At 58.5% G+C, this 7,217-nt stretch carries 6 protein-coding genes; 1 reads left to right on the forward strand and 5 read right to left on the reverse strand.

The genetic code is table 11. The features are described from left to right. Positions 1-71: 71 nt before the first annotated feature. The 5 genes from AC1XDK_RS18075 to AC1XDK_RS18095 all read right to left on the reverse strand — a co-directional run bounded on the left by AC1XDK_RS18075 (position 72) and on the right by AC1XDK_RS18095 (position 6,855). Positions 72-1,124: a DUF8128 domain-containing protein gene (locus AC1XDK_RS18075; RefSeq protein ID WP_483351353.1), complete on the reverse strand. Its 1,053-nt coding sequence runs from the start codon at positions 1,122-1,124 to the stop codon at positions 72-74. Further along, positions 1,124-4,342 carry a VirB4 family type IV secretion system protein gene (locus tag AC1XDK_RS18080; RefSeq protein ID WP_483351354.1) on the reverse strand — a complete coding sequence of 1,073 codons (3,219 nt, stop codon included), beginning with the start codon at positions 4,340-4,342 and terminating at the stop codon, positions 1,124-1,126. The genes AC1XDK_RS18075 and AC1XDK_RS18080 overlap by 1 nt, the downstream gene beginning before the upstream one ends. Positions 4,343-4,782: 440 nt before the next feature. Then, positions 4,783-4,929 carry a hypothetical protein gene (locus AC1XDK_RS18085; RefSeq protein ID WP_483351355.1) on the reverse strand — a complete coding sequence of 49 codons (147 nt, stop codon included), beginning with the start codon at positions 4,927-4,929 and terminating at the stop codon, positions 4,783-4,785. 6 nt (positions 4,930-4,935) lie between these two features. Then, positions 4,936-6,306: a TrbL/VirB6 family protein gene (locus AC1XDK_RS18090; protein WP_483351356.1), complete on the reverse strand. Its 1,371-nt coding sequence runs from the start codon at positions 6,304-6,306 to the stop codon at positions 4,936-4,938. Between the two features lie 57 nt (positions 6,307-6,363). Next, a complete protein-coding gene (locus AC1XDK_RS18095; RefSeq protein ID WP_483351357.1) occupies positions 6,364-6,855 on the reverse strand; it encodes a hypothetical protein in 492 nt (163 codons plus the stop codon). Positions 6,856-7,002: 147 nt separating this feature from the next. On the opposite strand from AC1XDK_RS18095, the gene AC1XDK_RS18100 reads away from it, so the two are divergent. After that, on the forward strand, positions 7,003-7,217 hold a 215-nt coding region (locus tag AC1XDK_RS18100; protein WP_483351358.1), incomplete at its 3' end, for a helix-turn-helix transcriptional regulator.

Consider the following 7,217-nt stretch of genomic DNA (forward strand, 5'->3'; position numbering starts at 1 on the left):
AAGTCCCGGGGTCGGGCTTGCACCGACGTGACGGCGTGAACCGTCCGGGAAACGGGGGAAAGTCGCCGCTGTTACTCTTCTCGCTGACTGTCGGCCGGCACTTCCCCACCGCGTTGGGAGTAGCGCCAATCAATTTTCGGCGTCTCGATCTCCTTGTTCGGGATATGGGCAGCACCGGCGAGTTCGCTCACCGAGAGAATCATCTCGCGGTCTTCCCACTCCCGAGCATGGAGTTTCTCGATGAACGCTCCTCGGTCGCTGGCCGGTATGGGCTCGTCAGTAAATCCCTGCTCAGTCATCGTGTTGTAGTAGCGGGTGAACATCCCCGCGACGCCTCGTGCTCGTGATTCGGCTTCATATGGGTCTGGTGAGACGGCGAGAATCCGCATATTCGTATGAAAACCGTACTGTCCGCGCTGCATTTCGACGACGTCCGCCGCTTCGCGGTCCTTCTTGCTGGCGTCACGAGTGCGGGGATTTAGCCACCCAACGACTCGGTCCGATCGAAGCCCTTCGGCGACGTCGTCCACGCTCTCACCTCGGGATAGGAGCCCACCGTCGCCTTCTGTCCAATCGTTTTTCGCGGGGCGGAAGACTACTTGCACAACAACGCGTGTTTCCGGCGTCGAGAGCATTTCACTCGTCACTTCACCATACGGGTCGCGCTCGAAGCCGTCGCCCTGGTGGTTACGAATCGGGTAGTAGTAGTGACGGTTCAAATCGAGCTCTGCGCCAGCTACGTAGTCGTCAGCGTTGATCTGTGGAAATGCGTCGCCACCTTCTACCCGAAAAACCTGCGTATTTGAGTAGCTGTTCGCGACTCGTCGCCGGAACTTGTTTGCGGCACTCTCGTCGGCGGCATGCATGTAGAATTTTAGCTTCTCCTCGTCAAACCACAGTTCGAAGGAGTGGTGTTGGCTGACGTTCTTGTCTCGGAGCCCCTTCGTTCGAACATCGTGGAGTGACTGAAGCATCGCTGCACCGTCGATGATTCCCTGATTGTCTTTGTAGGGCTGAATCCCGAGCAACACACCCGGCGTCTCGTCCACGGTTTGGGTGTAGGTTTCACCGAGCTGGGTCGCAGTATAGCTCCCTAGCGTCTCGTCACTGCCGAACAGACCCATCAGATCTCACCCCATTCATCCTCAATGTACTGTCGAAACGGCCCGTCCTCACTCGCTTTGTAGCTATAGATAGCGTCCTCAAATGGAGAGGCCCGTTCCTGGGCGTGCATCCACCCTTCGACGTCCGCATAATCGACGAGATAGTCCGTGTACCCCAGGCCGTCTTCCCCGCGTTTCGCTTGCGAAGTGATGAAGTTCAGTTGCTCGTCATTCATCCCGAAGCGCTGCTTCGCGTCGTCTTCCTCCAGCTTGTCCGTGTAGAAGAACTCAGTCGTCGGAACCTGACCGAGAATGGCGCGCTTAGACTCTTGCATGTCCTTGTCGTCGGCGCTCGCGAAGTCGCTTGGCCGGTGCGAGAGGAACCACAGTCCGGCGTTGAAGTGCCGCCAGTGACGGGCCGACTGTTGGAGCCACGCCAGGATTTCCTTCGATTGGAAGAGGTAGTGCGCTTCGTCGATCACGAACAGCGTCTTACTCGGCGCTCGCTTCACCGCCTGGTAGACCTGCCCGAGCATCAACTGGAGCATGGTCGCCTTGTCTGCCGCGGCGCCGAGGCCCTGGATTTGTTGGAGATCCAGGTACGACACTTCGCCCGGACGAATGTGCGCCTCGGATTCCCCGACGAGTGCGTCGTGTTCGCCGCCCTGTTTGAAGCCACTGAGACGGCGGAGGAGCGGCCCGGCATTCTCATGGATCTGTGCCTTCTCCAACTCCGAGTCGACGTAGTCGCCCGGATTCTCGCCCATATCGTTGACAGTCTCCCGGAAGTCGGCCATCGTCGGACTGTTCTCGGCTTTGTGTGTCGTGACGTCCTCTTTCAGCACACCCGCCTCCTCGTAGGTGGCGTTCAGGGCATCGGAGACGAGCGGCGCAAACTCGCCGGCTTCGTCGCCGATCATATCGAGGATGAAGTTGCGCGCCTCAGTGAACTTCATATCGTACGGGTCCAGGTTCCCTGATGCTGCCAGCGCTGCTTCTGGCGTTTCCTCAATATGAAGCGGGTTGATGGTCTGTGAACCATCCACGGTGATGTGCTGGCCGTTCAGGAGTTCGATAAGACTCCCGAACTCGCCCATCGTATCACACAGAATGAGCGTGCGGTCCTCGCCAGCAAGGTACCAGCGGGTCGCTTGCTTGCCGACGTGGTAGGATTTCCCGCTGCCGGAGTTCCCGATCGTCAACCGATGGCCGGGCGCGACCGAGAATTGATCCTTGATGATTTCGCTGCCGTTCTGGACGTTGCGCCCTTGCTCGACGCCGTCTTCCTGGTCGATGTAGGCAGATACCGGTGGGAAGGCCGCCGCGATCGTTCCCGACAACGTAAGCGAATAGCGCTCGCGTGTTGAGACATCCGCGAACTTGTCCCGGCCGTTCGGCGAACAGGATTCGAATAGTTCAGCCTGGCGCTGTTCTGGGGCCAGTACTGTCAGGTGAGCGGGTGCGCTTTCGAGTGTGTCTCGCACCGTGTCGCAATCGTCTTCGAGCGCCCGGTGTTTCGCGATATCCAACGTGAGGTCGTCTTCGCTTGCCAGCCCCTCCTCGATTCGCTTCTCGGCTTTGTCGAGCGCTTGGCGCGTTCCTGCTCGTACGGTGACGTAGCCACTCAGATCCCATGGCTGGGCCTGTGTGTGGTGGAGGAGCTTGTACATCTTCACGTACGGATCGAGGTCGTCTTCGACGAGAATCGCCGAGACGTCGCTCACGTCTTTGCGCTCGTCGATATTCGCGTCGATCTCCCCGATCGTGTCCTTCAATTCTAGCTCTGTCATGCGTTTGTCTCGCTCGCGAACGTCCAGACAGACGTCTACGTCCACACCTCGCATAGTGTAGATCTGCTCGAGGAACTTCTCTCGGGGCTCGACCGGCCAATCAGCAATCCAGTAGGTCCGACAGTACTGTTGTCCCGTCCGAACATAGCCGTCGCGAGCGTCGAACGTCTGTGGCGCGAGCAGCTCCTGAACGCGGTCCTGAGCCAAACCGGCGCCGTCGTCGCCACCGCCCGCGAGCGGGGCGAGCAAGCCTTCACGAACCTGCGCGAGGAACGACGTGTCTCCGTCGGCGTTATCATCCGCATGCGTACTCGTTGCGACGGGTTGCGAGACGGTGCCGCCATCGGTTGTCGCTTCGACCGTCGCGACATCCGCGACGCCCGTCCGTGGCGCGTCGGTTTCGTCCACGGCTTCTGGACGCGGGCTGTCGCCCTTCTCGGCGGTATGGGGCCATACCGCCGCATCGATATCTTTCGTCACCCGCTCGGTGTCGAACGAGTGTTCCGTACCGCTCCAGTAGCGGCCCAAGAGAAGCGCATGCTCGGCGGGACCGACGTGGGTCGTCTCACACCCGTCGGTACTCCCGAACGCCCGACAAAGACGAGACAGGCGCGTTTTCACTTCCCGCTGCATCCGCCGGCGCTTTGCCTCCCACTGTTCATCGTCGCCACCGAACAGCAACGAGCGAATCTCACCGTCATCGGTCATATCCGACATGGCGACTTCATCCGGACGGACCTCGACGACGAGATAGTGCTGCCATTCCCGAGCGTCGAAGCGTGGGAAATCGGTGTTCTCGGTCCACTGAATGACGCTCCGCAATAGCTCGCGCGCTAGTTTCCACTCCTCACCGGCGTACTCCGAAGAGTAGAGCTTTGCGCGGTACTTGTCGGTGACATCGCGGGGGTCGATTTCCAGGGCTGAGCTGAACAGGCGGAAACTGAAATCGCTCACGTGCTGGTCGAGTTCGGTCCGAACCCGGCCAATCATTTCCCGTGCCTCGCTCTCTTTCTGCATCGCCGTATTTCGGCCCGAAATGCGAGCCATCGCGACGAGACGGCTATCTTCCATTTCGGCGGTGCCGTCGGCGTGGATTCGCTTCACCCCGTGGACAGTCGCTGCTTCGTCGCCCGTCTTGGGCAGGCGACGGCTGGCCTTCAGCTGGGCGAGCGGCCCCTTGATTCGGTCCAGCCCCGTGGTGTACTCGTCGGAAGAGATCGCAAGCCCAAAGGCGCCAAGCCCACCCAGAGCGCCGACACTGGCGCCCACTGCAGAGGGGACAAGTGGGGCGCCGAACAGGGCAGCGAGGCCACTAATGCCCATCAGACCGGCACCCGGGGCACTGTAGAGCATATCGTTCACGTTGAACCCGTGAAAGTCGAGACTGGAGTCGACGTAGGGCGGGACGAGCTGTGTCGGGTCTTTCGGTGCGTCTTCGTTGGTTGTCATAGGTAAGGCCCGTCTCCCAGCCTTGCAATGGGATGGCGGCGTGAACCGAAACGGGTCGGAAACCTCTCGTGAGATCTACTTCGACGGCTGAACCTGAGACCGAAGCCTAGAATGACGAGACAGATCCCAACCACAAACCACTCCGAGGCCAATATTGGGCGGAAATTGGTGAAGATAGGCGTGCCTCCGAGTGCGCACCCTGAGAGCCGAGATGTCTCTTTCGTCAACGAAAGCGGACACACAGGGAGCACGGAGAGGACAGGAATGACGACGAGCAAGGCCCCTATGAGAGACAGCACAGTCCCAAGTACCGAAAGGCGCATGTCAGGAAGAATCTCATCGGCGGACTCGTTCTGACGTCGCTCGCTTGAATGCTCTGTCATTGTTGAGGCCCGTCTCCCAGCCTTGCACCGGGATGGTGGCGTGAACCAAAACGGGGGTTAGTCGTCGTACTGTTCTGCATACCACCGGGCCAGGTTCTCGGCCAGCAACCGGGACTTTCCGATCCCGGTCTGTTCAAGCGTGATCCGGTGGTATCCGTCGTCTTCTGCCAGTTCGAACGGTTCGATTGTGGTATCGTCCTTCATGATTTTCTAATCGTATTTCTGGAGGATGTTGCGACCACGGTTCAGTTCATAATCAGCGCGTTCCTGTTCTTCGCGGGCGGCCTGAGCGTCGATGCCGCCGTCGGCATTCAGTGCATTATCGACCGAGTGGTAGTTCACCGTCTCATCATCCGCCGACGAGCCAGCGCTAAACGTCGAATTCTCCGACTGCTCCCAACTCGAATTGTCGCTGCGATAGTCCTGGACTTTCTCGTGGACTTCGTGACCGACGCGCTCGCCAGCCTTGTCGACGTATTCGCCCGCCTTCCGCTGGTTCGACGCAGACGTCCCAAGCGCGACCGATGCCGCGTCATTCGCATGCGCGAGCATCTGTTTTGGAAGGATGAGCAGTGCAAAACCGAGCCCCCCGACAACGAGTGCGAATGTTTCCAGCGCACCGAGTGCCGACGACGTCCACGGGAGCTTTGAGAGGAGCATGAGGACAAGCGCTTGGAAGAGCTTCGTGACAATCACGACGCCGAAGAGGTAGACGAACGTGTCACCGATGCTCTTCAGGAACCCGGAGAAGCACCGACACGCCCAGGCAAGCGGCCATAGAAACACGCTCAAGTAAATGAGCGCGCGCTCAAGCCCGAGGACGAGAATCCCAACGACAACCGTCCCTGTTTGGAGAATGCCGAGAGCGGCACCGAAGCCGATCCCAACACCGAGCTTGGCGAGCTTTGAGTTCGTCTGAATGAACTCGGCACCGCCGGGTGCGATGGACATCGCTGTTTCGTTCGCCAAGTGGAGGATGAGTGGGGGAATGATCCAGGTCGTCGCCAGCATGAAAAATGCAATGCCCACACGCTTCCAAGCTTGGCGCTTCTCGTAGGGGTCCGATCGGTAGAAGGACATGCCGAACCCGGCCATGAGAACGACCGCACCAAGTCCGGACGTCCACTGAGCAGCGGTATACACACCGGGCCACAGCCCATTTTGCGGATTGATCCACGTACTCGGGTCATCGGGCTGTCCGGGTGCAGGAATCGCTGCAACGCTGTCACGGACCATATTCGCAATTCCCTTCCCAATGCCGAGGAAAATCCCGGCGATCGCTTTGAGCTGTCCTCTCGCCATGTCGACCGGGTTAATCGATGGAACCAGCCCACCGCCGCCGCCAATTCCATCGAGAAGGCCACCACCGTCACTAGCATTCCCACCGGTGCCACTGTCCCCGCCGCTCGTAGAGTTAGTACCATTCGTCGTTGTCGTCGTCGCGCTGTCCGGGGGCGATGTTTGCTCGGCTGCTGGGCCCCCGATCCAGTGATGCTGGGATGTTGTCGAGTTGTTCGCTGCGACTTGTTGTGCAGCGACGGGAGTAGTGAGTAGTGCAACTATCGCGACGAGACAAAGCACCGACAGCCACCTAGTGTTACGATTCTGTATCATAGTCAAAAGGATGAGCCATGTGGCTCACATGATGTTCGCGAAATTCACGCACGACAGCGTGCTCACACCGGCTTTGTCGATGACGACCGCGAACAGCGGGAAGAACCAGGCGCCAAGGAACGTGATAATCGCACCTTTGAGCGCCTCGCGGCCCTCCTTCTTTTTGTCCGAGCGAGCACTCCCCATCTTGTTAACGGCGATCGCTCCGCGGAACGCTGAAAGGAGAATCATTCCCAGTGTGATCATCCCGAACGCGAGTGTAATCACAGGACCGAGGCCGGACGAGCACATCACGTCGCTTGCTTCGTTGGTCGCTTGTGCTGCAGCCGGCACCGAAAACACCGACAAGAGGGCGATGGTCTCCACGCTCTTTCGAACGGATTGCGTGGAGAGAACCTCATACGCCTTGGTGAGTGCGGATTTCCAAGAGCGATCGCTCTGTGGTGAGTCGTGTTTAAAATTCTGAAACCAGTTTGAGCTGGTTTTTTCATCCGATTTCGACTTTTGTTCAATCATCGTGTTCACTATGAGATCTAGATCTCTAGATAAATACTTTACGGACACAGTGGTCTAGTGTGTATTACGGATACGACTGTTGTGTCCGTAAAGTACTAGTAGTTCGGAATAGGGCTGTTTTACATGCTCCTATACAAACCCAGTAGCATGGTCTCGCTCACAGATGTCGACAAAGAAATTCTCGAACTCCTTCGGGAAGGACGCGCAACCCAATCGTACATTGTCGATGAAACGGGTTTCTCACGCCAACACATCCACAATCGCTTAGGGATTCTCGCTGCTGCAGGTTACCTCGAGAACATTCACGCGAAGACGGCATTGTATGAGTTAGTGGACGATCCACTTGCTGATGAGGAGAATGG

It is taken from the genome of Haladaptatus sp. HS23, assembly GCF_056892285.1.

Coding starts and splice junctions, on each gene's coding strand:
- AC1XDK_RS18095 (WP_483351357.1), bottom strand. CDS start 6,855: ATGATTGAACAAAAGTCGAAATCGGATGAAAAAACCAGCTCAAACTGG.
- AC1XDK_RS18075 (WP_483351353.1), bottom strand. CDS start 1,124: ATGGGTCTGTTCGGCAGTGACGAGACGCTAGGGAGCTATACTGCGACC.
- AC1XDK_RS18080 (WP_483351354.1), bottom strand. CDS start 4,342: ATGACAACCAACGAAGACGCACCGAAAGACCCGACACAGCTCGTCCCG.
- AC1XDK_RS18085 (WP_483351355.1), bottom strand. CDS start 4,929: ATGAAGGACGATACCACAATCGAACCGTTCGAACTGGCAGAAGACGAC.